The sequence below is a fragment of the Streptomyces sp. NPDC088554 genome (genome assembly GCF_044752945.1).
In the GTDB taxonomy this organism is placed as follows: domain Bacteria; phylum Actinomycetota; class Actinomycetes; order Streptomycetales; family Streptomycetaceae; genus Streptomyces.
The window spans coordinates 94,216-117,951 of the sequence record NZ_JBIVMF010000003.1; the positions used below are offsets into that span (position 1 = coordinate 94,216).

Genomic DNA, 23,736 nt, shown 5'->3' on the forward strand with positions numbered 1-23,736 from the left:
AGGTCAGCTGCGCGCCGGGTCGGGTCGTGTTCCCGTGGGTCGACCACCCGCCTCCGGCCTCCGCGCACCCATGGGCGCGCACGTCGGCGCTCCCGCTCCGTGATGAGACGGTCCTGACGTGGCGGGCCCGGTGAAGTTACGCTGCGCGGACTGTTCTCGACTGGAGGTCCGGAAATGCGTCGCTCCGCTTCGCGGAATGTCCCTGTGACGGCTGTTGCCGTGGCCCTGCTTGCGGTGGGCGCCGCGGCGCCGCCCTCCCACTCCGCGACCGCGCCGCCACCGGAGAAGACCCCGGTGGCGGCCGGCTACGGGGGAGCGGTCGCCAGCGTCGACGCCGACGCCTCGGCCGCCGGGATCGAGGTGCTGCGGCGCGGCGGGAACGCCGTGGACGCGGCCGTCGCCACCGCCGCCGCGCTCGGAGTCACCGAGCCGTACTCCGCGGGCATCGGCGGGGGCGGCTACTTCGTCTACTACGACGCCCGCTCCCGTACCGTCCACACCATCGACGGCCGTGAGACGGCGCCGCGTTCGGCCGACAGCTCGCTCTTCCTGGAGGACGGCAGGCCCATCCCGTTCGCGGAGGCGATGACCAGCGGCCGGGGCGTCGGCACCCCCGGCACCCCCGCCACCTGGGACGCCGCGCTCGGCGCGTGGGGCAGCCGGTCGCTGGGGCAGCTGTTGAAACCCGCAGAGCGGCTCGCGAAGCACGGCTTCACCGTGGACGCGACCTTCCGCGCGCAGACCCAGTCCAACCAGGAGCGGTTCGCGGACTTCCCCGACACGGCGAGGCTCTTCCTGCCCGGCGGTGCGCTGCCGGTCGTCGGATCGGTCTTCAAGAACCCCGATCTGGCGCGCACCTACGCGGAGTTGGGCCGCAAGGGCACCGGGGCGCTGTACCGGGGCGAGCTGGGCCGCGACATCGTCCGTACGGTACGCAATCCCCCTGTCTCCCCGGACGCCACCCGGGTCGTCCGGTCCGGCGACCTCACCGCCGGGGACCTCGCCTCGTACCGGACCAAGCGGCAGGCGCCGACGAAGGTCTCGTACCGGGGGCTCGATGTGTACGGCATGGCGCCGTCCTCCTCGGGCGGTACGAGCGTCGGCGAGGCGCTCAACATCCTTGAGGGGACGGACCTTTCGAAGGCGTCCCAGGCGCGGTACCTGCACCGTTACATCGAGGCGAGCCGGATCGCCTTCGCGGACCGGGGCCGCTGGGTCGGTGACCCGGCCTTCGAGGACGTACCGACCGAGGGACTGCTCTCTCAGCGGTTCGCGGACTCGCGCGCCTGCCTCATCAAGGACGACGCGGTCCTCAAGAGCCCGCTGGCGCCCGGCGATCCGGCCGATCCCACTCCGTGCGCGACCGGCGGGACCGCCGCGCCGACCACCTTCGAGGGCGAGAACACCACGCATCTGACGGCCGCCGACAAGTGGGGCAACGTCGTCGCGTACACCCTGACCATCGAGTCGACCGGCGGCAGCGCGATCACCGTGCCGGGGCGGGGTTTCCTGCTCAACAACGAGCTGACGGACTTCTCCTTCGCCCCGGCCAACCCGGCGGTCCACGACCCGAATCTGCCGGGCCCCGGCAAGCGGCCGAGGTCCTCGATCTCCCCGACGATCGTGCTCGACCGGCACAACAGGCCGGTCCTGGCGGTCGGTTCGCCGGGCGGCTCGACCATCATCACCACCGTGCTCCAAACCCTGACGGGCACGCTCGACCGGGGGCTGCCACTGGTCGACGCCATCGCGGCGCCGAGGGCCAGCCAGCGCAACACGGCGGCGACGGAGCTGGAGCCGGGGCTGTGGAACAGCCCGGTGCGTCAGCAACTGGAGGCGCTGGGGCACGTGTTCACCCAGAACCCCGAGATCGGCGCGGCGACCGGGGTGCAGCGGCTGCCGGACGGCCGCTGGCTGGCGGCGGCCGAGACGGTACGCAGGGGCGGCGGTTCGGCGATGGTCGTCCATCCGGCGCGCGGGAGGTAACCGACTGCGGCTCCCCCGGAGTCGACCGGGGGAGCCGGGGTGGGAGCGGTGAACGGTCGGGGCGCGGACGGTCAGAGCGCGGTGAGGATCCGCGGGCCGGCGTCGGTGATCGCGACGGTGTGTTCCGCGTGGGACGCGCGGCTGGAGTCCAGGGTGCGGATCGTCCAGCCGTCGCGGGCCGTGTAGTGCTGGTCCGTACCGCTGCCGGTCAGCATCGGCTCGATCGCCAGCACCATGCCGTGGCGCAGGGGCATCCCGCGCCCGGGGCGCCCCTCGTTGGGCACGCCCGGGTCCTCGTGCATGGTGCGGCCGATCCCGTGGCCGCCGTAGCCGTCGGGGATGCCGTAGCCCGCCGCGCGGCAGACCCGGCCGACCGCGTGGGCGATGTCCCCGATGCGGTTGCCGACGACGGCGGCCGCGATACCGGCCTCCAGCGCCTCATTGGCCGTGTCGATCAGCCGGAGGTCGTCGGGGCGGGCGCGGCCGACCGTGAAGCTGATCGCGGAGTCCCCGACCCAGCCGCCGAGTACGGCGCCGCAGTCGATGGAGACGAGGTCGCCGTCCCGCAGCCGGTACGCGTCCGGGATGCCGTGCACGATCGCGTCGTTCACGGAGGTGCAGATGACGGCCGGGAAGGGCGTCGGTGCCCAGGAGGGGTGATAGTCGAGGAAGGGCGAGCCCGCGCCCGCCTCCCGCAGGACGGCGTGCGCGATCGTGTCGAGGGAGCGCAGGGTGACCCCCACGGCCGCGGCTTCGCGCACCGCCGCCAGCGCTTGTGCGACGACCCGGCCCGCGGCACGCATGGACTCCAGGGACGCATCGGTTTTGATCTCCATCATTCCAATAACTATACCGGTCCGGTGGGTGGAGCGGAATCCATGGGGCCGGTATTACAATGACGGAATGGTACGCAGCCCCCTCACCCAGGAAGAGCGCGAACGCGGCGAGCGGCTCGGCCGCCTCCTCCGCGAGGCGCGCGGCACCCGCAGCATGGTGGAGATCGCCGCCGTCGCCGGGCTCTCCGCCGAGACCCTCCGCAAGATCGAGACCGGCCGCGCCCCGACGCCCGCCTTCTTCACGGTGGCGGCGCTCGCGGGGGCGCTGGGGCTGTCCATGGACGAGATCGCGGCGAGCTGCGTACCGGTGCCCGCCTGACGGGGCTTCACGGGGCCGGGAGGCGTAGTCTCCTCGACTGTGACCATCCTCGAAGAACTCGGCCGAAGCCGCTATCTGAGCCTCACCACCTACCGCAAGGACGGTACGGGGGTCGCCACCCCGGTCTGGCACGCGGTGGACGGAGGCGAGCTGTTCGTCTGGACCCGCTCCGACTCCTGGAAGGTCAAACGCCTCCGCAACGACACCCGGGTGCTCGTGGCCGCCTGCGATGTGCGCGGGCGCATCGCGCCGGGCGCGCCGAGCGCCGAGGGCACGGCCCGGCTGCTCGAAAGCGCCGATGGGGTGGGCCGGGTGCGCGGACTGATCGCACGCAAGTACGCCTGGCAGTTCTGGCTGGTCGATGTGCCCGCCATGGTCGTACGGCGGGGCAAGCGCCCGCACACCGGCATCGCGATCACCCTCTGACCCCGCGTCGGCCGGTGTCGGGGCGGGAATACCGGAACCGCTCCCGCAAAGTGTCCTTAGCGCTCCCGTAACACGGCTGGGGTCCAATGCCTGCGGAGCGAAGTGTTCTTCCGTAGGGGCAAGGGCCCGGCGCGGCTCGGTAGGGACGGGGCAGCGATGGTGGTGCATCAACTCCCGGCGGAACGCAGGGAGTTCGCGCGGTATCTGAGAGATCTGGCGGCACTGCTCGATCCGGCCGGCGGCTGGTACGAAGTCTTCGGGCACCGTGACCCCGACGGGCTGCGCGCCTGCTTCGACGGCGCGCAGATCCCGCCCTGGGACGTGGTCGAGTCACTGCTCCAGGACTTCGCCGCCGAGCGCGACGAGCGGACCCTGGCCCACGAGACGGCGCGGGCGCGACGGCTGTACGCGGCCGCCGTCGCCGTCCACGACCGGCTCCCCGGCGGGGGCGACGCGCTCTCCGGACGGTTGCGGCTGATGTTCCGGGAGCAGAGCTACGCGGCGGGCCGCGCCGAGGAGTTGGTACGTACGCTCCGGACGGTCCCGGAGGGCTCGCCCGGAGCCGAGCGCCTCACCCACGACCTGGCCTGGATCCGCGACGACCACGCCCGGGCCACCGCGCGAATCGCCGAACTCTCTTCCAGGATCGCCGCGTTGGCGGTGCCAGGGCACACCGCCCCGGGGCCGCGCCCACCGGCCCCGGACGAGGGGCCACCGGACGAGGAGCCACGGGGCAGGGCGTCCACCCTGTTCAAGTCGTCCAGGGCAGGAAAAGAGTCGTCCAGGGACAGGAGAGAGAAGAAGGAGAGGGGGAAGGAGAAGAGGCCCGCGCCCCAACGCAAGCCGCGCGGCGCCCGGTTCGCGGGACTCGATGAGGACGAGACCGAAGAGCCAGGCCAGGAGCCCGCCCCAGCCCCCGCCGTCCCCACCGCGCCCAGGGGCGCGCGCTTCGTCGCGGTCCCCGCCGAGCCGCTGAAACCGGAGACGGCCACCGTCTCGCCGGAGGACCGGTGGGCCGCCACGGGGATCGTCGCGGAGCTGATCCGGCTGCGTGCCGAGGGCCGCTCGGGCGAGGCGCACGTCGTACTCTGCGAGGCCGCCGGACGGCCCCCCGGGCAGCTCCCCCTGCTCGCCGCCGAACTGCACCGCGCCGGACTCGGCGCCGACTGGGCCGAGCTGCTGTGGGAGGCGTCCTTCCTGCCGCCCGCGCAGCTCGCCGCGGCCGCCGGGGCGCTCGCGGTGGCGGGCCGGGACGACGACTGCGGGCAGTTGCTGCGCCAGGTCGTCTCCCGCCCGGCCGAGGACATCGCCGACGCCGTGCTGGCGCTGGGCGGGGCGGGGCGCGGCCAGGAGGCGAAGGCGCTGCTCAGCGCCTTCGTACAGACGCGTGCGCCCGAGGATGCCGCGCTGGTGGCCACCCCCGACCCGCGCCGCCTCGTCCCGCAGCTGATCGAGGCGGCCCGCGCGGTCTCGGCGGCCAGGGAACGTGCTCTCGTCCACGCCCTGCGGGCGGCGGGACTCCTGGCGTCCTGACGCGTCGTCCCGCCCGGCCGGTCCGACCCGAACTGTCCTCTGTCGACCGCTCGGGTATGAAACTTGATCGACTCAGCGGGTTAACGACGATGGTCTTGCCCCCGTGTGGGACGCGGTTTACGTTCTCCTCCTACGCATCGGTCTACGTGCGTAGAGTTACGGAAGCACCCGCCGAAGGAGCAGCTCGTGGCTTCAGTCGTACGTGCCGCACTTGTCCAGGCGACCTGGACGGGTGACACCGAGTCCATGATCGCCAAACATGAGGAGCATGCCCGCGAGGCGGCCCGGCAGGGCGCGAAGATCATTGGATTCCAGGAGGTCTTCAACGCGCCCTACTTCTGTCAGGTGCAGGAGCCGGAGCACTACCGCTGGGCCGAGGCGGTTCCGGACGGGCCGACTGTCAGCAGGATGCGGGAGCTGGCCAGGGAGACCGGGATGGTGATTGTCGTCCCCGTCTTCGAGGTCGAACAGTCCGGTTTCTACTACAACACCGCCGCGGTGATCGACGCCGACGGTTCGTATCTCGGCAAGTACCGCAAGCACCACATCCCGCAGGTCAAGGGGTTCTGGGAGAAGTACTACTTCAAGCCGGGCAACGCGGGCTGGCCCGTCTTCGACACCGCGGTCGGCAAGGTCGGCGTCTATATCTGCTACGACCGTCACTTTCCCGAGGGCTGGCGCCAACTCGGCCTGAACGGCGCCCAGATCGTCTACAACCCCTCCGCCACCTCGCGTGGACTCTCCAGCTACCTCTGGCAGTTGGAGCAGCCGGCCGCCGCCGTCGCCAACGAGTACTTCATCGCCGCGATCAACCGTGTCGGCCAGGAGGAGTACGGCGACAACGACTTCTACGGCACGAGCTACTTCGTCGACCCGCGCGGCCGGTTCGTCGGTGAGCCCGCCAGCGACAAGTCGGAGGAACTCGTCGTCAGGGATCTGGACTTCGCCCTGATCGATGAGGTACGTCAACAGTGGGCGTTCTACCGTGATCGCCGCCCCGACGCGTACGAAGGACTGGTGCAACCGTGACCGAGCTCTACAACCGCCACCGCGAGGTTCTCCCCGACTGGCTCGCTCTCTACTACGACCGGCCGATCGAGATCACCCACGGCGAGGGGCGCCATGTCTGGGACGCCGACGGCAATCGCTATCTCGACTTCTTCGGCGGCATTCTCACCACGATGACCGCCCACGCGCTCCCCGAGGTCACCAAGGCGGTGAGCGAGCAGGCCGGACGGATCATCCACTCCTCCACGCTCTACCTCAACCGCCCGATGGTCGAACTCGCCGAGCGCGTCGCCGCGTTGTCCGGCATCCCGGACGCCCGGGTCTTCTTCACCACCTCCGGCACCGAGGCCAATGACACCGCGCTGATGCTGGCGACCGCGTACCGAGGGTCGAACCAGATCCTGGCGATGCGCAACAGCTACCACGGCCGGTCCTTCTCCACCGTCTCCGTCACCGGCAACCGCGGCTGGTCGCCGACCGGGCTCTCCCCGCTCCAGACGCTGTACGTGCACGGCGGCGTCCGCAACCGTGGCCCGTACGCGGGCCTTACCGACGAGCGGTTCATCGACGCCTGTGTCGAGGACCTGGAGGACCTGCTCGGCCACGTCCGTACGCCCGCCGCGCTGATCGCCGAACCGGTGCAGGGCGTCGGCGGGTTCACCGCTCCGCCGGACGGGCTGTACGCCGCGTTCCGTGAAGTTCTCGACCGTCACTCCATCCTGTGGATCAGCGACGAGGTGCAGACCGGCTGGGGCCGTACCGGCGAGCACTTCTGGGGCTGGCAGGCACACGCCGAGAACGGCCCGCCGGACATGCTCACCTTCGCCAAGGGCATCGGCAACGGCATGTCGATCGGCGGTGTCGTCGCCCGCGCCGACATCATGAACTGCCTTGACGCCAATTCCATTTCGACCTTCGGCGGCAGCCCCGTCACCATGGCGGCCGGCCTCGCCAACCTCGCCTACCTCCAGGAGCACGACCTCCAGGGCAACGCCCGCCGCGTCGGCGGCCTGCTGATCGAGCGGCTGCGGGCCATCGGCGCCGGCATCGACTCCGTACGGGAAGTGCGCGGCCGGGGGCTGATGATCGGCATCGAACTGGCCAAGCCCGGTACGGGGGAGGCGGTGCCCGAGGCGGCCGGTGCCGTCCTCGAAGCGGCCCGCGAGGGCGGGCTCCTGATCGGCAAGGGCGGCGGTCACAACACCAGTGTCCTGCGGATCGCGCCCCCGCTCTCGCTGACCGTCGCCGAGGCGGAAGAGGGCGCGGCCGTTCTCGAACAGGCCCTGCGCGGCGTCTAGTCGTACCGAACAGGCCCTGTGCAACGCCCAGTCGTACCGAACGGGCCCTGTGCAACGCCCAGCCGCATCGAACCGCCCCTGCGTAACGCGTAGTCGTACCCCGAACAGCGAGGGAGCGCCACCCGTATGAGCAGTACCCGCACCCTGATCCGCGGTGGTCTGGTCATCACCGCGTCCGACGAGATCCACGCCGATGTGCTGATCGAGGACGGCCGGATCGCCGCGCTCGCCGCGCCCGGTTCCGGGGCGGCCGAGGGCTGGACCGCCGGCCGTACGATCGACGCCACCGGGAAGTACGTCATCCCGGGCGGGGTCGACGCGCACACCCATATGGAGCTGCCGTTCGGCGGCACGTTCGCCTCGGACACCTTCGGGACGGGCACCCGGGCGGCGGCCTGGGGCGGCACCACCACCATCGTGGACTTCGCCGTCCAGTCCCGGGGGCGGGCACTGCGCGAGGGGCTCGACGCCTGGTTCGCCAAGGCGGACGGCAACTGCGCGATCGACTACGCGTTCCACATGATCATGTCCGACGTCACCGAGAGCACCCTGAAGGAGATGGACCTCCTCGTCCAGGAGGGGGTCACCTCCTTCAAGCTCTTCATGGCGTACCCCGGCGTCTTCTACAGCGACGACGGCCAGATCCTGCGGGCCATGCAGCGCGCCTCGCACAACGGCGGGCTGATCATGATGCACGCCGAGAACGGCATCGCGATCGATGTCCTCGTCGAACAGGCCCTGGCCGCCGGCCGGACCGACCCGCGCTACCACGGGGAGGTGCGGAAGGCCCTGCTGGAGGCCGAGGCCACCCACCGTGCCATCCAGCTCGCCCGGGTCGCGGACGCGCCGCTCTATGTGGTGCACGTCTCGGCCGAGGAGGCCCTCGCCGAGCTGGCGACCGCCCGCGACAAGGGGCTGCCGGTCTTCGGCGAGACCTGCCCGCAGTACCTCTTCCTCTCCACCGACAACCTCGCCGAGCCGGATTTCGAGGGCGCCAAGTACGTCTGCTCCACACCGCTGCGGCCCGTGGAGCACCAGGCGGCCCTCTGGCGCGGGCTGCGGACCAACGACCTCCAGGTGGTCTCCACCGACCACTGCCCCTTCTGCTTCTCCGGCCAGAAGGAGCTGGGCCGGGGCGACTTCTCCAAGATCCCCAACGGACTGCCGGGGGTGGAGAACCGGATGGATCTGCTCCATCAGGCCGTGGTGGAAGGCAAGTTGAGTCGCCGTCGCTGGATCGAGATCGCCTGTGCCTCCCCGGCCAGGATGTTCGGTCTCTACCCACGCAAGGGCACCATCGCGCCGGGCGCCGACGCCGATGTGGTCATCTACGACCCGCTGGCCGAGCAGACCGTCTCCGCCGAGACACACCACATGAACGTGGACTACTCCGCGTACGAGGGCAAGCGGATCACCGGACAGGTGGAGACGGTGCTCTCCCGCGGTGAACTCGTCATCGACCGACGGGAGTTCACCGGCATGGCCGGACACGGCCAATACACCCCCCGTGCCACCTGCCAGTACCTTTCTTGAGAACCAGGAGCGCCACGTCATGGACTTCGGACTCGTCCTCCAGACCGACCCGCCCGCCTCGGCGGTCATCGGTCTCATGCAGCGCGCGGAACGCAACGGCTTCACCTACGGCTGGACCTTCGACTCGGCAGTCCTCTGGCAGGAGCCGTTCGTCATCTACAGCCGCATCCTGGAGCACACCACCAAGCTGACGGTGGGGCCCATGGTCACCAACCCGTCCACCAGGACCTGGGAGGTGACCGCCTCCACCTTCGCCACACTCAACGACATGTACGGCAACCGCACCGTCTGCGGCATCGGCCGGGGCGACTCCGCGATGCGGGTGGCCGGCCGCAAGCCCAACACACTGGCCCAGCTCGGCCGGGCGATCGAGGTCATCCGCGATCTGGGGGAGGGGCGCGAGGCCGTCATCGACGGCCGGCCGCTGCGGATCCCCTGGGTGAAGGACGGCAGCCTGCCGGTGTGGATGGCGGCGTACGGGCCGAAGGCGCTCGCCCTCGCGGGGCAGAAGGCCGACGGCTTCATCCTCCAGCTCGCCGACCCGTTCCTCACCGAGTGGATGGTCAAGGCGGTCCGTACGGCCGCCTCCGACGCCGGGCGGGACCCGGACTCGATCACGATCTGCGTCGCGGCGCCCGCCTATGTCGGTGACGATGTCGCGCACGCGCGGGAGCAGTGCCGCTGGTTCGGCGGGATGGTCGGCAACCATGTCGCCGACCTGGTCTCGCGCTACGGGGAACACTCCGGACTGGTGCCCGAGGCGCTGACGGAGTACATCAAGCGCCGCCAGGGGTACGACTACAGCCACCACGGCCGCACCGGGAACCCGGACGCGGACTTCGTACCGGACGAGATCGTCGACCGGTTCTGTCTGCTGGGTCCCGCCGAGGCGCATATCGAGAAGCTCGGGGTCCTGCGGGACCTGGGCGTCGACCAGTTCGCCGTCTACAACATGCATGACGCGCGGGAGGCGACGATCGACGCGTACGGTGCCGAGATCATCCCCGCGCTCCGGGGCTGACCCGCCGCGACCGTCCCGTACCCACGACTCCCTCCGTGCCGCCTCGGTAACTCCCCTTTGCGCGCAGCCACTCGACCGCCCGCACGGCCTCGTTCGAACGTCCCCGACAGCTGTCCTCGAACCCCCGCGCGGTGCTCGCCTTCACCGTCGGGGGCGTCCTGGCCGTGGGCGGGTCCCACTCCGCCCCGGGCAGGGGGACCTTCCCCGAGGACGGACTGGTCCCCTTCCTGAAACCGCTCGCCGACTACGGCTGGGCGGTGGGACTGGCGGCCTCGCCGGCGCTGTACGTCGCGCTCATGCTGCCGGGCCGACGGAATCCGTGAACACACGGCGACGGAATCCGTGAACACACGCCGACGCAACCCGTGTGCACACCACGGCGTGCACGGTACGGTCAGGCCGGGCCGTCGACGTCCCGGATTCCGCCCGCCGACGCGTGGGGGAGCACCGGCAGGCCGGTCAGCTCCGCCGACCGCTCCCACAGCAGCTGGGCCAGACGCGCGTCGCGGGCCTGCTCGTTCTTGGGCTCCTCACGGTTCAGCAGGTGGAAGTAGGCGCCGTTCACGGACTGGGGGTCGGCCACGCCTGCCAGGTGCAGCAGGGGAGCGGCGCCCTGTTCGGGGGAGAGCAGCAGGATCTTGCCCAGCGGGGACTTCATGATCGCGCGTTGCAGTGTGTTCTCGCGGGTGACCTCGGTGGCGACCGCTCCGGGGTGGAAGGCCGAGGTGGTGAGGCCCGTCCCCCGGGTGCGGTGGGCCAGCTCACGGGTGAAGAGGATCGTACCGATCTTGGACGCCCCGTACGCCTCCAGCTTGCGGTAACGGACCCCGGTGCCGTTCAGGTTGTCGAGATCGAGACGCGCCTTGCGGTACTGCAAGCTGCCCGTGTTGATCACCCGTGCGTCGGGGGACTGGGTCAGCCGGTCCAGGAGGAGGTTGGTGAGGAGGAACGGCGCCAGATGGTTGACCTGGATGCTCATCGCGTGGCCGTCGCCGCTGATCCGGTGGCTCTCGAAGATGGCGCCCGCGTTGTTGGCCAGGACATCGATCCGGTCGTACGTGGTCAACAGGTCGGCGGCGAGCGCGCGTACGGAGTCCAGCGATCCGAAGTCCGCCAGATGAGCCTTGCCGCCGACCTGGGCCGCGACGGCCGCGGTCTTCTCCGGGGAGCGGCCCACCACCGCCACGCTCGCGCCCCGCTCGGCGAATGCGCGGGCCGCCGCGGCGCCGATTCCGGCACTGGCACCGGTGATCACCACCGTCTTGCCCCGGAAGTCCTGTGCCGCAGTGTTCATCATGCTCCTCGTGCTGGTCTGTGAACTGTGGTGCTCTTACGTGTTTTTACGCGCTCCGACGTGTTTTCGTCGTGGCCGCCCGAGGCGTCCGCGCGGTCAGTTCGGGCCGATCATGCTCTGGATCGCGGCCGACATCGTCTGCGTGGACTGCTCGCCCGCCGGAACCCGGACGGCCGTGTCGGTCAGTTCCCTCACCCGGCTGCTCGGGACCGGCGCACCCGGGTTCTGGAACATCCAGCCCAGCGCCTCCTGCTCGCTCAGGCCCTGCGGGGGCTTCGGCAGGTACGGCAGGACGTACACCTGGGTGCCGGGTTCGCTGCGCCAGCTCTCGGCAAGGGGGCCGATGTCCACGGCGTCGTAGCCGAGGACGTCCAGCAGCCGGGCCGCCTCGGCCTTGGCGGCCGTGTGGTCACCGGCGATGGGCAGCGCGCTGCGGTCACCGGTGCCGGCGGGGCGGGCGGCGGTGGACAGGCTGAAGAAGCCGATGCTGTTGAACGCCTTGACCACGTGGGAGTCGGCCAGATGGCGCTGGACCAGCTCGCTGGAGGTCGCCCCGCCCGAGTCCAGCTCGGCGAGGTGGCCGTCGCGGTCCGGGTAGTAGTTCATCGTGTCGATCACCGTCTTGCCGGCCAGGGCGGCGGCGGGCAGCCTGTCGTGGGAGCTGAACGGGATGGTCGCCACGATCAGGTCGGCGGCCTCGGCCACTTCGGCCGGGGTGGCCGCGCGGGCACGGGGGCCGAGTTCGGCGACGAGGTCGCTGAGGGTCTCGGGGCCGCGAGAGTTGCTCAGTACGACATCCAGGCCGGCGGCGACGGCCAGCCGGGCCAGGCCGCTGCCGATCATGCCGGTGCCGATGAATCCGAGGGTCTTCGTCATGTCAGGTCTCCAAGTCATCGATAGGCGGGGGGTTGGGATGGGCTCGGTCGTGGAGGGAGCGGCACCGGAGCCGCTCCGGTCTCACTCGCGCAGGCTCATGCCGCCGCATATCGACCAGATTTGGCCGTTGACCCATTCCGCGTCGTCGGAGAGCAGGAAGGCGACGGTGCCGGCCAGATCGGCGGGCTCGCCCGGCCGGTGGCTCCGTGTGGCCAGCAGATACGCGGCCGGCGCCTGGCCGTCCTGCTGCTTGTCGCCCAGGACCAGGCCGGGGGCGACGGCGTTGCAGCGGACGCCCTCCTTGCCCCAGCGGGAGGAGACGTGGCGGGTCAGCGCGTTGATCCCGGCCTTGGACGCGGCATACGCGGGCCGCTCCGGCTCGCCTATCCACGCGGCGGCGGAGGACGTGTTGACAATGGCACCGCCTCCCTGTCCCAGCAGATGCGGAAGGACCGCCCGGCAGGCGACCGCGTAACCGAGCAGGTTCACCTCATGCGTACGGCGCCACACCTCCGGATCCATCTCCAGCAGATCGAAGTCCCGGCCGATGGTCCCCGGCGAAAGATCCGCGCCCACGTTGTAGAGCCCGTCGACCCCACCGAACTCGGTGACCGCCCGGTCGACCAGCGCCCGGATCGAGTCCCCGTCCGCAAGGTCGAACTCCACGGCGAAGGCAGTACCACCGGCCTCACCGATCCGCTCGGCCGTGGCCCGCGCACCCGCCAGATTGATGTCACCGACAACGACCGACGCACCCTCCTCGGCAAGCCGCTCGGCCGTAGCCGCACCGATCCCCGTCGCACCCCCGGCGATGACGATCCGCTTGTCCCGCAGTCCCCTCATGTCCGCTTCTCCTCACACACTGCCTGGCCACCGAAGCTGTCCACCAGGAGCCGGATAGAATCGATATTCGGCTATCGATTGCTCCACCAGCCAACCTCATTTCGTATCGATAGTCAACTATCGACTGTTGGTGTCGGGCAGTAGAACCTCCGGATTCCTCCCCGTTCGCGGACGTGGGGCGTTCGCGAATGTCGCCGCTGTCCCGTTCGTGTCGCGCCCCGCGTCGTTCACGTGGCGTCTTCGGCTGTGCGGTCTGCGTGATGTGCGTGCGCGTGCGCCCCGGTCCGCCGAAGCGCCTCGGGGGAGGAATTCCGCTGCGGGACCCTCTCCGCCCTCGCCCCGGACGGCAGGCGTGATCGCCGCGCTCGCGGCCGTCGGCGCTGCGGCGGGGCCGCCCTGGTCGTAGCCCCGGTGGCCGTGCTCATCCCGGCATCCCGGGGTGCCGGGACCGTTCGGGTCACCCGACATCGGCAGTTGATAGTTGACTATCGATACGACATGGGGTTGAGTAGTGGCTAAGCGATAGTCGAATATCGCTTCAGATCCTATGGTGTGTCCCGCCGCCGACGAAGGCGTGAAGCCGGATCGGCGGATCCGCACCCGTCCGGTGCGGTCTCGGGGGGCGAAGCGAGCGGGTGCGGCCGGAAAATAGAGGAGGTTCCCCATGAAAGTGGAGATCGAGGAAGCCAAGTGTGTTGCCGCCGGGCAGTGTGTGCTGGTCGCGCCCGAGGTCTTCGACCAGCGTGACGAAGACGGTGTGGTCGTCCTGCTGACCGATACGCCCGGACCGGACCAGCACGAAGTGGTCCGCGAATCGGCGATGATCTGCCCGGCCGCCGCGATCCGCCTGGTCGAGTCGTGAACCGGATCGTCATCGTCGGGGCGTCGGCCGGCGGGCTCGCCACCGCGGAGGCGCTGCGCCGGTCCGGATACGGCGGCGGGATCACGGTCCTCGGCGAGGAGCCGTACCTGCCGTACGACCGTCCGCCGCTGTCGAAGCAGATTCTGACCGGGGAGTGGCAGCCCGACAGGCTGCCACTGCGGGCCAAGGCGGACATCGACGCGCTGGACCTGGACCTGCGCCTCGGCGTACGGGCGACCGGGCTGGATGTGGCGGCGCGGACGGTGACCCTGGCCGACGGCTCCCGCCTGCCGTACGAGGGCCTGGTCGTCGCGACCGGGGTGCGCCCCCGCCGCCTGCCGGGCTGCGAGGGTGTGACCGGAGTGCACACACTGCGCACCCTGGAGGACGCCCTGACCCTGAAGGCGCGCCTCCTTCCGGGGCGGCGGCTGGTGATCGTCGGCGCCGGGTTCATCGGCGCGGAGGTGGCCGCCGTGGCGCGTGGGCTCGGGGTCGAGGTCACGGTGCTGGAATCGGGCCCGGTCCCGCTGGCGCTGGCCGTCGGCGAGCGGACCGGACGGTGGCTGGCCCGGTCCCACCAGGACCACGGGGTCCGGATACGTACCGGAGTCTCGGTGTCCGAGGTGCTCGCCACCGACGGCGAGGTCACCGGTGTCGCCCTGGCCGACGGGAGTGTGATTCCGGCGGACGACGTGCTGGTCGCCATCGGCTCGGTGCCCAACACCGAGTGGCTGGAGGGCAGTGGGCTCACCGTGGACAACGGGCTGGTGTGCGACGAGTTCAGCGCCGCCGCACCCGGTGTGTACGGGGTCGGGGACGTGGCCCGCTGGGACAACCCGCTGTTCGGTACGGCGATGCGCGTCGAGCACCGTACCAACGCAGCCGAGCAGGCCATGGCCGTGGCCCGGAACCTGCTCGCCCGGGAGCCGGTCCCGCGCAGGCCGTTCGCGCCGGTGCCGTACTTCTGGTCCGACCAGTACGAGATGAAGATCCAGGCGTACGGGTATCTGCGCGGCCACGACGAAGCGGTGGTCGTGGACGACGACGCCTCCCGGGGACGTCTCCTCGTCGCCTACCGCACGGGAGACCGGCTGGCCGGAGTGCTGGCCGTCGGCGTACCACCGAAGACACTGCGCTCATGGCGGGCGCTCATCGCGGCGGGCAGCCCCTGGGCGGACGCCCTCGGCACCGAGGTCGCCGCGTAACTCCTCCACACCTCCACCTCATTGGAGCACATCATGAGTACGACCCACCCGACGACGCACACCGACGACGCCGCCGCTCTGCCCACCTTCCCGGGCGTACGCGACGCGCGCTGCCCCTTCGACCCGCCCGCCGAGCACACCGGCTGGCGGGAGCGGGAAGGGCTCCAGCGGGCGATGCTGCACGGCGAACCGGTGTGGATGGTGAGCCGCTTCGCCGACATCCGCGAAGCCCTCAACGACCCGCGGATCAGCGCGGACAGCACCCGTCCCGGCTTCCCGCAGGCCCAGGTGGGCAGTGGGGAGATGCCTCGGGCCTTTCCCCGGATGGACGACCCGGAGCACGCCCGGCTGCGCCGCATGCTCACCGGAGACTTCACCGTCAAGCGGATGGAGCAACTGCGCCCCAAGATCCAGGAGGTGGTCGACGGCATCCTCGAGGAGATGATCAGCCGGGGGCAGCCGGCCGATCTGGTGCGCGACTACGCGTACCCCGTGCCGTCCGTCATGATCTCCCTGCTGCTCGGTGTCCCCTACTCCGACCACGAGTTCTTCCAGCACCACAGCGAAACCCTCATCTCCCACGGCGCCGCGCCCGAGGAGAAGGGGGCGGCCATCATGGCGCTCTTCCAGTACCTGATGGAGCTGGTGGCGCGCAAGGAGAAGGATCCGACGGACGACATCATCAGCCGTCTGGTCCACGAGCGGGTCGCCACCGGCGAGATCGACCGGGAAACAGTGGTGATGAACGCGCTCACCATCCTGTTCGCCGGTCACGAGACCACGGCCAACATGATCGGTCTGAGCACACTGACCCTGCTGCGGAACCCCGACAAACTCGCCCGGATCCGCGACACCGACGACCCGGCCCTGATCGCCAACACGGTCGAGGAACTGCTGCGCTATCTGACCGTCCCCCAGGACGTGGTCCTGCGGGTGGCGAGCGAGGACATCACCGTCGGCGGGCAGCTCGTCCGGGCCGGTGAGGCCCTGCTCATGAACATGCCCACGGGCAATCGCGACGGGGCCTTCTTCGACCGGCCCGACGAATTCGACATCGACCGCAACACACGCGGCCACCTCGCCTTCGGCTACGGCATCCACCAGTGCCTCGGGCAGGCGCTGGCGCGCGTGGAGCTCCAGATCGCACTGCCCACACTGCTGCGCAGGCTGCCGGGGCTGCGGCTGGCGGTGCCGATGGAGCAGGTGATGTTCCGGACCGACCTGAGCACCTACGGCGTACGCGAACTGCCCATCGCCTGGTGACACCAGCTCACAACAGCGGCAACGAAACAGCATCGAGAAAAGGAGAAGGAATATGAGGGGACTGCGGGACAAGCGGATCGTCATCGCCGGGGGTGCGACGGGGATCGGTGCGGCTACGGCCGAGCGGCTTGCCGAGGAGGGTGCGTCGGTCGTTGTCGGTGACATCAATCTGGCGGGTGCGCGGGCCACGGCCGAGCGGATCGGTGAGGCCGGTGGTACTGCCTTCGCCGTGGAGTTCGACCTTGCGGACGGGGACTCGATCCGGGCGCTGGTCGACCGGGCGGTCACCGAGTTCGGTGGGGTCGACGGGCTCTACAACGTGGGCGCGGATCTTTCGCCGGGGACCATCGGCCGGGACTTCGATCTGCTGGAGATGGATCCGGAGGTGTGGCGCCGTACGCATGAGGTGAACCTGCTCGGTTACGCGGTCGCCTGCCGGGCGGTCCTTCCGTATCTGCTGGGGCAGGGGGGCGGTGCCATCGTCAACACGTCCTCCGCCGCCGCGTGGGGCGGCGAGCCGGCACGGCCCGCGTATGCCGCGTCCAAGGCCGGGGTCAACGCGCTGACCCGGCACATCTCCTCCCGCTGGGGCAAGGAGGGCGTTCGCTGCAACGCCGTCGCCCCCGGCCCGGTCGTCACGGAGGCCCTGGGTCGGACGCTCGACGAGCAGACGCAGGCCGAGGTGCTGGGGATAGTACGCAGTCCCCGTCTGGGCAAGCCCGATGACCTGGCCGGCACCGTCGCCTTCCTGCTCTCCGACGACGCGGAATGGATCAACGGCCAGACCTGGTCGATCTGCGGCGGTTCGAGCCTGCGCGAGTGAAACCGGTGCCGGTGCCCGAGTCCGTGGCTCGGCAACACCGTTTCCACCCTACGGAGTTCATCCCTGAATCCACACCGAAGTTCAGCTATGAAATGGAGAAGTGACACCATGACGAAGACCCTCGGATTCATCGGCACCGGCATGATCGGCAGTGCACTGGCCAGGCTGGCCGTCGCGGGCGGCCTGGATGTCGTACTGAGCAACGCGGACGGTCCCGAGAGCCTCACCGAGCTGGTCGCCGAACTCGGGGAGCGCGCGCGGGCGGCCACGGTCGTCGAGGCGGCCGAGGCGGGCGACGTGGTCGTGGCGACCATTCCCCTGAGCGCCCACGACCAGCTTCCGGCCGCCGCCCTGGCGGGCAAGATCGTGATCGACACGATGAACTACTACCCGCAGCGTGACGGCCGTGTCGCCGTGCTGGACGCGCAGGAACTGACCTCCAGCGAGCTGGTGCAGCGGCACCTGGCCGGCTCCCGTGTGGTCAAGGCGTGCAACACCATCGACTTCCGGCGTCTGTTCACCCTCGCCCGGCCCTCCGGCGCCGACGACCGCAGCGGTATGGCCATCGCGGGCGACGACCCGGCGGCCAAGGCGGAGGTGGCCCGGCTGCTCGACCTGATGGGGTACGACGCGGTGGACATCGGCACCCTCGCCGACAGCTGGCGCAGCGAACCGGAGACCCCGGTCTATGTCCAGCCCTACTTCCCGGCGCAGCCGCCCGCGGGCATCACCCAGGAAGAGGCGTACCGCTGGCACTTCGAGACGCCGGGGGCCGTGGTGCCCGCGGGCCGGGTCGAGGAGCTCGTCGGCAGCGCCGTCCGGGGCCCGGCGGGCGGGCATGTCTCCGCGGAGGCGTCGGCGCTCCGCAAGGACGACAACCAGGAATGGTCGGCCTGACCATCGGCCACGAGGACAAGGCCGGGGCGGAGGCGGCGTACGTCTTCTCCGCCCCCGCCGCCCGGCCAGAACCGTACACCCGTGCGTATCTGACCACTTGGGGCGCATTATGAGCGATCGACTGATGTACCGGAACGAGTTCTACATCGGGGGCGAGTGGGTCAAGCCGGCGGGTGCCGAGCGGCTCGGTGTCGTGTCCCCGTCGACCGAGGAGATCGTCGGGGAGGTGCCGGTGGCGACGGCCGAGGACGTGGCCCGGGCCGTCGCGGCGGCCCGGGCCGCGTTCGACGAGGGCCCCTGGCCCCGTATGACACCGGGCGAGCGGGCCGATGTGCTGGAGCGGGCGGCCGAGAAGCTGCGCGAGCGTCTCCCCGACCTCGTGGAGGTCGCCGTCGACGAGATGGGCATCGCCGTCGGCCATGCCGCCATGCACCACTTCATGGTGGCTCCGGTGTTCGAGTACTACGCGCAGTTGATCCGGACCTTCGCGTTCGAACGATGGGTCGTGGCGGGGGAGTCCGCGGCTCTGGTGATCTCCGAGCCGGTCGGGGTGGTCGCCGCGATCGTCCCCTGGAACGCCCCCGTCAACCTGGCGGCGTGGAAGGTGGGACCGGCGCTGGCGGCCGGCTGCGCCGTGGTGCTCAAGCCGCCGCCCGAGGCGCCGCTGAGCAACTTCATCCTGGCCGAGGCGCTGCACGACGCCGGTGTCCCGGCCGGTGTGATCAACGTGGTGCCGGGCGGCCGGGAGGTGGGCGAGTATCTGGTGACCCACCCGGGAACCGACAAGGTCGCTTTCACCGGCTCGACGGAGGCCGGCAAGCGGATCATGAGCCTCTGCGGTGAGCAGGTCAAACGCGTCTCCCTCGAACTCGGCGGCAAGTCGGCGGCGGTCGTCCTGGACGACGCGGACCTGACCGAGGCCGTCCCCACGCTGGTGGGCGGGGCGATGTACAACTCCGGGCAGGTCTGCGCCGCCCAGACCCGGATCCTGGTGCCCCGTTGGAAGTACGCCGAGGTGCTCGCCCTCGCCGAGGCCGTGGCGTCGGGCCTGCCCGTCGGAGACCCGCACGATCCGGCCACCGCGGTCGGGCCCCTCGTCGCCGAGCGGCAGCGCGCCCGGGTGGAGGGCTATATCGAACTGGCCGGCAAGGAGGGCGCCCAGGTGGTCAGCGGTGGCCGCCGACCGCGCCACCTCCCCAGGGGCTGGTACGTCGAGCCCACCGTCCTCGGCAATGTGGACAACACGATGCGCGTCGCCCAGGAGGAGATCTTCGGACCGGTCGTGTGCGCCATACCGTACGACAGCGAGGAGGAAGCGGTCCGTATCGCCAACGACTCCCGCTACGGGCTGTCGGGCAGCGTCTGGACCGGCGACCCGGCCCGGGGGCTCGCCGTCGCGCGGCGCGTGCGCACCGGGGTGCTGACGATCAATCAGCACCACGCCCCCATGCCGATGGTTCCCTTCGGCGGTTTCAAGGAGTCGGGCCTCGGCCGTGAACTCGGCCCCGAGGGGCTGGCGGGCTGTCTGGAGAGCCGCACTATCGGCATCCCTCCCACGCTCGCCCGAGGAAATTCCCCTCGTTCCGTGTGAGGCCCGGAAACCGAAGGCATCCGAGCCCCGGAACCGAAGACATCCGCATCCGAAGGAGCAGTTCCATGAAGGTCGCCGTTTCCTACGAGACCGGTACGCCACTCGTGGTCGAGGACGTACCCACCCCCGCCATCGGGCCGCGCGACGTCCTGATGACCGTCGCGGCCAGCGGCATCTGCCACACCGACGTCACCATGATCAGGAACGCCGGGCGGACCACACCCGTCGTGCCCGGCCACGAAGCCTGCGGCATCGTCGAGGCCGTCGGCCCCGAGGTGCGCCGGGTGAAGGCGGGGGACCGGGTCCTGGCCTCGGTCGCGCCCGCCTGCGGCGCGTGCTGGCCGTGTACGAACGGGATGTCCCAGCACTGCGAGCGCGGGGCGCTGGTGTACACGCCCCGCTTCGAACTCCCCGACGGGCGGAAGGCGCCCGCGCTGTGCGGCTGCGGCTCGTTCGCCGACGCCATGGTCGTCGACGAGGCGTCTGTCGTCGCCGTACACACCGATCTGCCCGACGAGCAGCTCGCCCTGCTGGGCTGTGGAGTGACGACGGGACTCGGCGCCGTCCTGAACACCGCCCGGGTCGCGCCCGGTTCGAGCGTGGCGGTCATCGGTTGCGGCGGCGTCGGCCAGTCGGTGATCCAGGGCGCGCGCATAGCCGGCGCGTCCACCGTCATCGCCATCGACCTGGCACCCGGGCGCCGGGAGTCGAGCCTGCGCGTGGGCGCCACCCACGCCCTCGACCCGGCTGAGGGCGACCCGGTCGAGCGGGTGCGCGCCCTGACCGGCGGGTGGGGCGTCGACCACTCCTTCGAGGCGGTCGGACTGCCCTCGCTCATGAATCAGGCATTCGACATGGCGCGGGTGGAGGGCACCGTGACGCTCGTCGGGATGCCTCCGGCCGCGGATGCCGTCCTGTCGCTCTCGGCGATGATGGCCGTCTTCTCCGGCAGGCGCCTCCAGGGCTCCGTCATGGGAGGCTCCCAGATCCTGCGGGACTACCCCCGTTACATCCGCCTGGCCGAGACCGGGCAGCTGGACCTCGGCTCGATGGTCTCCCGCCGCATCACACTCGACCGGGTCAACGACGGCATCGCCCTGCTGGACCGGGCCGAAGGCGTCCGTTCAGTGATCGTTCCGGGATAGGCGGCGGTCTTCGGCGCGGACCGAAGCGCTTATCACCATGGGGATGTGACTGTCACACGGGTCCACAGGTCGCCCGTCGCCCAACCGCCCGAGGCCATCGGGAGTCCCCGGGTGACCCCGCAGATATGTGATAGTCGAATCTCGAATGGTATTGTTCATGGTATGTCCACCGATACTTCACGGCGGTTGCGCGCCGACGCCGTGCGAAACTCCGAGCGGATCCTGCGGGCCGCGCGGGAGGTGTACGCAGAGAACGGCCCCGACGCCATGCTCGAAGACATCGCGCGCCGGGCCGATGTGGGAATCGCCACGCTCTACCGCCGTTTCGCCAACAAGGAGACGCTCGTCCGGGCCGCGCTCGAACAGGGCGTCACCGAGCAGCTCACCCCCGCCATCGAGCGGGCGCTGGCCGACGACGACCCCGGCAGGGGCCTGGTCACCCTGCTGGAGGCGACCCTGTCCATGGTGGCCCGCGAACGCAACACACTGGCCGCCGCCGACAACTCCGGCGCCCTCACCGCCGAGGTCACCGCCCCGTTCCTCGACTCCCTGATGCTGCTCGTCCGCCGAGGTCAGGAGGCCGGTGTCATCCGCGCCGACCTCGTCCCCGAGGACATGCAGCGGGTGCTGGGGATGCTCGTCAGCGTCCTGTGGAACGTGGATCCCGCCAGTGAGGGCTGGCGGCGCTATGTCGTACTCGTCATGGATGCCCTGTCCCCCACCGGCGCGAGTCCCCTGCCGCCCGCCTCCCCGATGATGGAGTGCCCCGAGGGCGTGCAGATGCCCCCCGCGCTCGGCGGCCCCGGCCTCGGAGCGGGCGAGGCGCGCAGGCCCCGGCCGTGAAGGTACGCGCTCACGCGGCGGTGGACCGAGCGGTACGGTACGGCTCTCCCTGCCGCGCGACGCCGAGGCGTGATTGGCTGGACGCATGATCGATGACTCTGTGAACGGAACGGTTCCTCTGCCAGGGGGGGCCATCGGCCCCCGCGTGTCCGCCGTCGAGGAGGCGGTGCGCAAAGCGGCCGCCGCCGAGATCATGCCGCGATACCGGCAACTGGCCGCCCACGAGATCATCGAGAAGAGCGGCCCGCACGATCTGGTGACGGTCGCGGACCGGCGCGCCGAGGAGCACCTCACGGCCGCCCTCACCGCGCTGCTCCCGGGCTCCGTGGTGGTCGGCGAGGAGGCCGTCCACGCGGACCCCTCGGCGTACGAGGCGCTGCGCGGCGACGCGCCCGTCTGGATCGTGGACCCGGTCGACGGCACCCGCCAGTTCGTCCTGGGCGAGCCGGGCTTCTGCACGCTCGTCACCCTCGCGCAGGGCGGCGAGCTGCTGGCGTCCTGGACCTACGCGGCGGCGGTCGACACGATGGCCGTCGCCGTACGCGGCCGGGGCGCCACGCTGGACGGCGCCCCGCTGCGCTGCGGGGCCGTCGGGCCCGGAGCCGTACTGAAGGTCGCGCACTCGCACCCGGACTACACCACGCCCGTACAGAAGCGGGCCCTGCTCGGTCTGCGCGCCGAGGGCATCGACGCGCGGCCCTGTGGCGCGGCGGGGCTGGAGTATCTGAGCGTGGCGCGCGGCACGCTCGACGCGCTGGCGTTCAACTGGGAGCTGGCCTGGGACCACGCGGCGGGTCTGCTGCTGGTCACGGAGGCGGGCGGCGCCCAGATGACGCTCACGGGCGAGCCGTACGACATCGCGGGCGGCAACGTGCTTCCTTTCACCGTGGCGAGGGACGCGGCCACGGCCCGACGGGTGCGGGAACTGCTGCTGGCCGGGGGCTGACCGGCCCACCGGGCCCGGCGGCGGGGTCAGGTCAGCAGTCGCAGCAGATGCGCGCAGGCGGCCTGCTCGTCCGGGTGGCGGGTGACGGTCTCGTACACCCCGCGCTCGTACACCCCGGTCTCCCACACCCCGTCCGGGCCCTGTCGCAGGAACAGGAAGTCGGGGGGCGTGGGGACCGGTTCATGGACGCCCTCGACGCGGTAGCAGCCATCGGGTACCCCTGCCGCGCGCAGCGCGGTCCGCAGTGTCCGGCGATCCATGACGGCGAGGCTACACGCCGGCCGGCGTCAGATAGCCGTGGTCCAGCAGCCACTTCACATTGAGCCGCTGGTCCTGGCCGGGGTCGAGGAAGACCGGGTCCAGCTTGATCTGCTGTCCCCGGCCCGGCTGCTCGAACCAGGGGGCTATGCTGCCCTGCCACACCGAGAACGGCTTCGTCACCTTGTAGACGCGGTAGTCGCACGGCACCGAGGCGTCACGGGTGTTGAGGTTCTGCGGGGGCAGCGCACGCTTGCCGTACGCGTCACCGGCGGGCGCCAGGTAGGACCCGTACTCCGAGCCGAACCGGTCCAGCCGCTGGCCGCTGCGCAGCTCGGTGGCCTTCTTGTCGAGCTCGCCGTTGACCTCGGCGAAGCCGTCGTTGGGCGGATACTTCCAACTGCCCGTGTCCGCCGGTCCCTCCCAGTACTTCCGCAGGAAGGCGGCGGGGGACAGGGAGCCCGTCCGGTGGTAGTTCTTCAGCAGCGGGCCCACCGGCTCCTGCCACCGCTTCGGCAGCCACTTCGGCCCGAGCCGCGCGTCATCGCGGAACTCCCCGGTGCAGGGGTCGTGCCGGGTCGCCACGGACGCTGTCGCGGATGCCACCGCGGCCGTCCGGTCCTCCGGCTGCTGCGGAGCCGCGTTCGCGGCGGGCGCCATCGCCAGGGCGACGGTGACGCCGAATCCGGCGAGGAGGGAGCGCAATCGGTTCACTCGGAAAATCCCCTTCTGTACTGAGGCCCCATCGAACGTGGGGCCGGGCAACGCAGAGTAGTAGAACACATGCGCGAAGTGACCGTGGGGGTCTGTGGAAAACCGGGGCGGCCGATCGGTCCGTACCGGCCGATCGCCGCGCGCGACACCGGCGTTCGGGCTGTCGGTGCCCCGGAATATCCTGGGACTCCTGGCCGCCGGCTGACAGAGGAGTCC

The 23,736-nt window shown here is 70.8% G+C and carries 24 protein-coding genes and 1 pseudogene; 19 read left to right on the plus strand and 6 right to left on the minus strand.

The features are described from left to right. Nucleotides 1-174 precede the first annotated feature (174 nt). Nucleotides 175-1,986, plus strand: a complete 1,812-nt coding sequence (gene ggt, locus ACIP8W_RS04325) for a gamma-glutamyltransferase (RefSeq protein WP_401956859.1) — start codon at nt 175-177, stop codon at nt 1,984-1,986. A gap of 71 nt (nt 1,987-2,057) precedes the next feature. Here ggt and map read toward each other — a convergent pair whose 3' ends face one another. Further along, entirely contained in the window at nt 2,058-2,825 is a 768-nt protein-coding gene (gene map, locus ACIP8W_RS04330; protein WP_401956857.1) for a type I methionyl aminopeptidase, read from the minus strand. Between the two features lie 64 nt (nt 2,826-2,889). Between map and ACIP8W_RS04335 the strand changes: the two genes are divergently transcribed. The 8 genes and pseudogenes from ACIP8W_RS04335 to ACIP8W_RS04370 all read left to right on the plus strand — a co-directional run. After that, entirely contained in the window at nt 2,890-3,141 is a 252-nt protein-coding gene (locus tag ACIP8W_RS04335; protein ID WP_401956855.1) for a helix-turn-helix domain-containing protein, read from the plus strand. 45 nt (nt 3,142-3,186) lie between these two features. Then, nucleotides 3,187-3,567, plus strand: coding sequence for a PPOX class F420-dependent oxidoreductase (locus ACIP8W_RS04340; protein WP_401957031.1), 381 nt, complete (start codon nt 3,187-3,189; stop codon nt 3,565-3,567). Nucleotides 3,568-3,723: 156 nt separating this feature from the next. Beyond that, a complete protein-coding gene (locus ACIP8W_RS04345; protein WP_402201903.1) occupies nt 3,724-5,100 on the plus strand; it encodes a hypothetical protein in 1,377 nt (458 codons plus the stop codon). A 186-nt stretch (nt 5,101-5,286) separates the two neighbouring features. Continuing rightward, nucleotides 5,287-6,129: a nitrilase-related carbon-nitrogen hydrolase gene (locus ACIP8W_RS04350; protein ID WP_401956849.1), complete on the plus strand. Its 843-nt coding sequence runs from the start codon at nt 5,287-5,289 to the stop codon at nt 6,127-6,129. Further along, nucleotides 6,126-7,406, plus strand: coding sequence for an aspartate aminotransferase family protein (locus tag ACIP8W_RS04355; RefSeq protein WP_401956847.1), 1,281 nt, complete (start codon nt 6,126-6,128; stop codon nt 7,404-7,406). The genes ACIP8W_RS04350 and ACIP8W_RS04355 overlap by 4 nt, the downstream gene beginning before the upstream one ends. A gap of 126 nt (nt 7,407-7,532) precedes the next feature. Continuing rightward, nucleotides 7,533-8,939, plus strand: coding sequence for a dihydropyrimidinase (gene hydA / locus ACIP8W_RS04360; RefSeq protein WP_401956845.1), 1,407 nt, complete (start codon nt 7,533-7,535; stop codon nt 8,937-8,939). A 19-nt stretch (nt 8,940-8,958) separates the two neighbouring features. Next, on the plus strand, nt 8,959-9,960 hold the full coding sequence (locus ACIP8W_RS04365; RefSeq protein ID WP_401956842.1) for a TIGR03842 family LLM class F420-dependent oxidoreductase: 1,002 nt from the start codon (nt 8,959-8,961) through the stop codon (nt 9,958-9,960). A gap of 119 nt (nt 9,961-10,079) precedes the next feature. Next, a pseudogene (locus tag ACIP8W_RS04370) lies at nt 10,080-10,283 on the plus strand (nitrate reductase); the annotation flags it as partial. 71 nt (nt 10,284-10,354) lie between these two features. On the opposite strand, the gene ACIP8W_RS04375 reads toward ACIP8W_RS04370, so the two are convergent. The 3 genes from ACIP8W_RS04375 to ACIP8W_RS04385 all read right to left on the minus strand — a co-directional run bounded on the left by ACIP8W_RS04375 (nt 10,355) and on the right by ACIP8W_RS04385 (nt 12,973). Beyond that, complete coding sequence (locus tag ACIP8W_RS04375; RefSeq protein ID WP_402201906.1) at nt 10,355-11,257, minus strand: SDR family NAD(P)-dependent oxidoreductase; 903 nt, start codon at nt 11,255-11,257, stop codon at nt 10,355-10,357. A 93-nt stretch (nt 11,258-11,350) separates the two neighbouring features. Further along, nucleotides 11,351-12,130 carry an NADPH-dependent F420 reductase gene (locus ACIP8W_RS04380; RefSeq protein ID WP_401956838.1) on the minus strand — a complete coding sequence of 260 codons (780 nt, stop codon included), beginning with the start codon at nt 12,128-12,130 and terminating at the stop codon, nt 11,351-11,353. An 81-nt stretch (nt 12,131-12,211) separates the two neighbouring features. Then, nucleotides 12,212-12,973, minus strand: a complete 762-nt coding sequence (locus ACIP8W_RS04385) for an SDR family NAD(P)-dependent oxidoreductase (RefSeq protein ID WP_402201908.1) — start codon at nt 12,971-12,973, stop codon at nt 12,212-12,214. Between the two features lie 664 nt (nt 12,974-13,637). Here ACIP8W_RS04385 and ACIP8W_RS04390 point away from each other — a divergent pair. The 10 genes from ACIP8W_RS04390 to ACIP8W_RS04435 all read left to right on the plus strand — a co-directional run bounded on the left by ACIP8W_RS04390 (nt 13,638) and on the right by ACIP8W_RS04435 (nt 22,548). Next, nucleotides 13,638-13,835, plus strand: a complete 198-nt coding sequence (locus tag ACIP8W_RS04390) for a ferredoxin (protein WP_401958917.1) — start codon at nt 13,638-13,640, stop codon at nt 13,833-13,835. Then, nucleotides 13,832-15,040, plus strand: coding sequence for an NAD(P)/FAD-dependent oxidoreductase (locus ACIP8W_RS04395; RefSeq protein ID WP_402201910.1), 1,209 nt, complete (start codon nt 13,832-13,834; stop codon nt 15,038-15,040). The genes ACIP8W_RS04390 and ACIP8W_RS04395 overlap by 4 nt, the downstream gene beginning before the upstream one ends. A 33-nt stretch (nt 15,041-15,073) precedes the next feature. Continuing rightward, nucleotides 15,074-16,303 carry a cytochrome P450 gene (locus ACIP8W_RS04400; RefSeq protein WP_401958921.1) on the plus strand — a complete coding sequence of 410 codons (1,230 nt, stop codon included), beginning with the start codon at nt 15,074-15,076 and terminating at the stop codon, nt 16,301-16,303. 52 nt (nt 16,304-16,355) lie between these two features. Continuing rightward, nucleotides 16,356-17,126 carry an SDR family NAD(P)-dependent oxidoreductase gene (locus ACIP8W_RS04405; RefSeq protein WP_401952854.1) on the plus strand — a complete coding sequence of 257 codons (771 nt, stop codon included), beginning with the start codon at nt 16,356-16,358 and terminating at the stop codon, nt 17,124-17,126. 108 nt (nt 17,127-17,234) lie between these two features. Continuing rightward, nucleotides 17,235-18,023, plus strand: a complete 789-nt coding sequence (locus tag ACIP8W_RS04410) for an NADPH-dependent F420 reductase (RefSeq protein ID WP_401952857.1) — start codon at nt 17,235-17,237, stop codon at nt 18,021-18,023. Continuing rightward, on the plus strand, nt 18,011-18,136 hold the full coding sequence (locus ACIP8W_RS04415) for a hypothetical protein (RefSeq protein WP_401952860.1): 126 nt from the start codon (nt 18,011-18,013) through the stop codon (nt 18,134-18,136). The genes ACIP8W_RS04410 and ACIP8W_RS04415 overlap by 13 nt, the downstream gene beginning before the upstream one ends. After that, entirely contained in the window at nt 18,133-19,614 is a 1,482-nt protein-coding gene (locus tag ACIP8W_RS04420) for an aldehyde dehydrogenase (RefSeq protein ID WP_402153938.1), read from the plus strand. The genes ACIP8W_RS04415 and ACIP8W_RS04420 overlap by 4 nt, the downstream gene beginning before the upstream one ends. 65 nt (nt 19,615-19,679) lie before the next feature. Next, nucleotides 19,680-20,759, plus strand: a complete 1,080-nt coding sequence (locus ACIP8W_RS04425; RefSeq protein WP_401952865.1) for a Zn-dependent alcohol dehydrogenase — start codon at nt 19,680-19,682, stop codon at nt 20,757-20,759. 162 nt (nt 20,760-20,921) lie between these two features. Then, entirely contained in the window at nt 20,922-21,602 is a 681-nt protein-coding gene (locus ACIP8W_RS04430) for a TetR/AcrR family transcriptional regulator (RefSeq protein ID WP_401952868.1), read from the plus strand. Nucleotides 21,603-21,687: 85 nt separating this feature from the next. Further along, nucleotides 21,688-22,548, plus strand: coding sequence for an inositol monophosphatase family protein (locus tag ACIP8W_RS04435; protein ID WP_401952871.1), 861 nt, complete (start codon nt 21,688-21,690; stop codon nt 22,546-22,548). Between the two features lie 26 nt (nt 22,549-22,574). Here the strand turns inward: ACIP8W_RS04435 and ACIP8W_RS04440 are convergent, their stop codons facing one another. Beyond that, nucleotides 22,575-22,808 (minus strand): hypothetical protein, encoded by a 234-nt coding sequence (locus ACIP8W_RS04440; protein ID WP_401952874.1) that lies wholly within the window; start codon nt 22,806-22,808, stop codon nt 22,575-22,577. Between the two features lie 10 nt (nt 22,809-22,818). Further along, entirely contained in the window at nt 22,819-23,520 is a 702-nt protein-coding gene (locus ACIP8W_RS04445) for a TNT domain-containing protein (protein ID WP_401952877.1), read from the minus strand. Nucleotides 23,521-23,736: the final 216 nt, after the last annotated feature.

Bases quoted from the DNA above. Each gene is read 5' to 3' on its own strand.
- ggt (WP_401956859.1), top strand. From the start codon at position 175: ATGCGTCGCTCCGCTTCGCGGAATGTCCCTGTGACGGCTGTTGCCGTG.
- map (WP_401956857.1), bottom strand. From the start codon at position 2,825: ATGATGGAGATCAAAACCGATGCGTCCCTGGAGTCCATGCGTGCCGCG.
- ACIP8W_RS04335 (WP_401956855.1), top strand. From the start codon at position 2,890: ATGGTACGCAGCCCCCTCACCCAGGAAGAGCGCGAACGCGGCGAGCGG.
- ACIP8W_RS04345 (WP_402201903.1), top strand. From the start codon at position 3,724: ATGGTGGTGCATCAACTCCCGGCGGAACGCAGGGAGTTCGCGCGGTAT.
- hydA (WP_401956845.1), top strand. From the start codon at position 7,533: ATGAGCAGTACCCGCACCCTGATCCGCGGTGGTCTGGTCATCACCGCG.
- ACIP8W_RS04365 (WP_401956842.1), top strand. From the start codon at position 8,959: ATGGACTTCGGACTCGTCCTCCAGACCGACCCGCCCGCCTCGGCGGTC.
- ACIP8W_RS04375 (WP_402201906.1), bottom strand. From the start codon at position 11,257: ATGATGAACACTGCGGCACAGGACTTCCGGGGCAAGACGGTGGTGATC.
- ACIP8W_RS04380 (WP_401956838.1), bottom strand. From the start codon at position 12,130: ATGACGAAGACCCTCGGATTCATCGGCACCGGCATGATCGGCAGCGGC.
- ACIP8W_RS04385 (WP_402201908.1), bottom strand. From the start codon at position 12,973: ATGAGGGGACTGCGGGACAAGCGGATCGTCATCGCCGGGGGTGCGACG.
- ACIP8W_RS04390 (WP_401958917.1), top strand. From the start codon at position 13,638: ATGAAAGTGGAGATCGAGGAAGCCAAGTGTGTTGCCGCCGGGCAGTGT.
- ACIP8W_RS04400 (WP_401958921.1), top strand. From the start codon at position 15,074: ATGAGTACGACCCACCCGACGACGCACACCGACGACGCCGCCGCTCTG.
- ACIP8W_RS04405 (WP_401952854.1), top strand. From the start codon at position 16,356: ATGAGGGGACTGCGGGACAAGCGGATCGTCATCGCCGGGGGTGCGACG.
- ACIP8W_RS04410 (WP_401952857.1), top strand. From the start codon at position 17,235: ATGACGAAGACCCTCGGATTCATCGGCACCGGCATGATCGGCAGTGCA.
- ACIP8W_RS04415 (WP_401952860.1), top strand. From the start codon at position 18,011: ATGGTCGGCCTGACCATCGGCCACGAGGACAAGGCCGGGGCGGAGGCG.
- ACIP8W_RS04420 (WP_402153938.1), top strand. From the start codon at position 18,133: ATGAGCGATCGACTGATGTACCGGAACGAGTTCTACATCGGGGGCGAG.
- ACIP8W_RS04425 (WP_401952865.1), top strand. From the start codon at position 19,680: ATGAAGGTCGCCGTTTCCTACGAGACCGGTACGCCACTCGTGGTCGAG.
- ACIP8W_RS04430 (WP_401952868.1), top strand. From the start codon at position 20,922: ATGTCCACCGATACTTCACGGCGGTTGCGCGCCGACGCCGTGCGAAAC.
- ACIP8W_RS04435 (WP_401952871.1), top strand. From the start codon at position 21,688: ATGATCGATGACTCTGTGAACGGAACGGTTCCTCTGCCAGGGGGGGCC.
- ACIP8W_RS04440 (WP_401952874.1), bottom strand. From the start codon at position 22,808: ATGGATCGCCGGACACTGCGGACCGCGCTGCGCGCGGCAGGGGTACCC.